Annotated in this window: 1 protein-coding gene; it reads left to right on the top strand. The window is 62.8% G+C overall.

Annotated elements, in window-relative coordinates:
- On the top strand, positions 1 to 218 hold a 218-nt coding region (locus tag JSX79_RS18040; RefSeq protein ID WP_229087572.1), incomplete at both ends, for a DUF3043 domain-containing protein.

The raw sequence follows: 218 nt of genomic DNA, 5'->3' as shown, positions 1-218 counted from the left end.
TGGAACGTCGGCGAGATCATGATGCCGGTGCTCGTGCTGTTCCTCATCGTCGGGTTCGCCGCGTCGCAGACCGTGATCGCGTCGTACTCGCTGCTGCTCGTGTGGGCGTTCGTGGCGCTCTTCGTGCTCGACTGCATCGTGCTCTGGCTGTCGTTCCGCAAGAAGCTGACGGCCAAGTTCGGCTCGATGCAGCGCGGGACGTTCCTCTACATCCTCAC

This window comes from Curtobacterium sp. GD1 (assembly GCF_020882855.1).
Lineage (GTDB): Bacteria > Actinomycetota > Actinomycetes > Actinomycetales > Microbacteriaceae > Curtobacterium.
Note: the sequence above shows the minus strand (reverse complement) of the source record. Positions and strands in the feature narration are given on the sequence as shown.